This window comes from Klebsiella sp. A-Nf5, from assembly GCF_002810545.1.
GTDB classification, from domain to species: domain Bacteria; phylum Pseudomonadota; class Gammaproteobacteria; order Enterobacterales; family Enterobacteriaceae; genus Klebsiella; species Klebsiella variicola.
Genome location: NZ_PIOG01000081.1, coordinates 1 through 1,934, shown reverse-complemented (window position 1 = coordinate 1,934; position 1,934 = coordinate 1). Strand labels below are relative to the sequence as shown.

The following is a 1,934-nucleotide window of genomic DNA, read 5'->3' as shown; positions in this document are numbered from 1 at the left end:
GCTGTCCTTGCCGCCAGAAAGACAAACCATAATGCGGTCGCCCTCTTCAATCATATTGAAGTCGGCAATCGCCTCACCGACGTTGCGGCGCAGACGTTTCTGCAGCTTATCGATGTTGTATTTCTCTTTCTTTGTAAGTTCTTGATTTTCTTGCATTATTAACATTCTCAAAATCTAAAAGGGGCATATAGGGGGCAAAATGTGTTAAAGCCCAAGCCGGGAATTCAACATAGAAACCTGGTCGCCGTTCATCTCTTCTATCCATGTACTATAAACGTCGTACACCATTTGCGCGTTTTCATGCCCCATCTGATTGGCTATAAAAGACGGGTTTGCGCCAGCCGTCAGGAGCCAGCAGGCAAAAGTATGCCGCGTATGGTACGGATTCCTGCGGCGAATGCCAGCGCGTTTTACTGCAGCTTCCCATCTGCTGCCTATACTGCTGTGCGAGTAGCAGGGTTTTTGCTCGCCTTTCCGTCTCCGCGGCATGAAAACAAATCGCAAATTCTGTTCCTCGCTTGAGCCGTATTCCCAGTGGTGAAACGTGATAGTGGATACCGGATGTCCAGCTGTCAGTTCATGCTGTGTGCTTTCAGCGCGTCCAGGGCAGGGCCGAGCGGTTTCCTACCGTTGTTTTTGGTGGGCCGAACATGCCGTTTGCTGTCATGGTAATAAAGAAATTAATGGTCGAAGCAGGTTTAACAGAAAACATCGAATTTGTATTTAGCGTGAAGGCTTAGCGGTTACGTGGGGGATCGAAAAATGAGCGAGTAAGGGAGTATCTGCAGAACGATAGTTTTTTGCGGTGAGTGGCTTGACGGTACGCGCTTAGAGGAGTGCAAACTCAGGGAAGCAAGTTCATTTGTGGTCATATGAACACTCTATATTTTTGCATATAACCAATTGCTTTTTAATATCTTTTTACGAGCAGGCTAATGGTGTTCAACAATTAAAATAGTCAAGGCCAGCTACAAAAATGTGCTACGTCAATCGAGACAGAAGCTTGGGACATCAAGAGTAGCAAACTGGTCAGAACTTGAGATAATGAAAACAAGAGAACAACTACTATAATAAAAATCGAACAAACCAAGTTTGATGAAGTTGATGTAAAAGCGCCTGAAATATAAGTCAGGATTGGCATGTTTTTATCGTTATATTTATTCTTATAAATCATCTTTTTTGAACTAATCATGCGAGGGCGTTATGGACAAGAAAACGTTAAATGATCAAGCACTTGAATTTCGTTCTCAGTTTAATAAAGGTCAAAAGAATTGGAGTTTTGCACATCATTTCAGTATCTTCGGTTCAATTCTATGTAGTGTAGCTGCGGGAGCAATTTTACAAATCAAAGACCCAGATTATTCAGGAGTCGCAGTAGTATTAACGACTATTGCAGCAGCACTTACAGCAATCGCAACTGCAGGAGGCTTTGAGCGTAAATGGAGGAGTAATCGTTTAAGCCGAAGTGAGATAGATCTCCTACTTATTGATATAGAGGCTCAAGGAGCTAACTTTGACGCACTAGCTGTAAAACTTAAAAACATTATTTTTAGGCATGATATGGAGATCGTTAAAAAGCCCTAAGTTGCAAGGGGCGAGCACTTCTTTGGCCAAAAAGCTAGACTTGATTGCGCTGCAATCGTCGTGGTCGTAGGCGTATGTAGCAGTGTCTGGTCGCCGGCAGAAACAATTGCAGATGTGAGGTCCTACTGACAATTAACTTTGTTATCCATAAAGGCAGTGATTAACATTATCATAGCCGCTAATAATTTTTTTACTTCATCCGCGTGGAATATTAGGGCTCGCAATTGTGAGCCCTCTAGATCTTACCAACTGATTTGTTGAGCTGAATTTATTGGTAATTCAATCTCTTAATCAAGTGTGGCGAAGAATGATAAATGGAGGAGCTGCATTTCTGTATGCCTGCCCCGGAT

1 protein-coding gene and 2 pseudogenes are annotated in these 1,934 nt (G+C 43.0%); 1 reads left to right on the top strand and 2 read right to left on the bottom strand.

What is annotated here, in order from left to right:
• Window positions 1-156, bottom strand: a pseudogene (locus CWM53_RS08710) (tRNA 2-thiocytidine(32) synthetase TtcA); the annotation flags it as partial.
• A 48-nt stretch (window positions 157-204) separates the two neighbouring features.
• A pseudogene (locus CWM53_RS08705) lies at window positions 205-658 on the bottom strand (tyrosine-type recombinase/integrase); the annotation flags it as partial.
• Between the two features lie 545 nt (window positions 659-1,203).
• Between CWM53_RS08705 and CWM53_RS08700 the strand changes: the two are divergent.
• Window positions 1,204-1,584 (top strand): hypothetical protein, encoded by a 381-nt coding sequence (locus CWM53_RS08700; protein WP_100680079.1) that lies wholly within the window; start codon window positions 1,204-1,206, stop codon window positions 1,582-1,584.
• Window positions 1,585-1,934 lie beyond the last annotated feature (350 nt).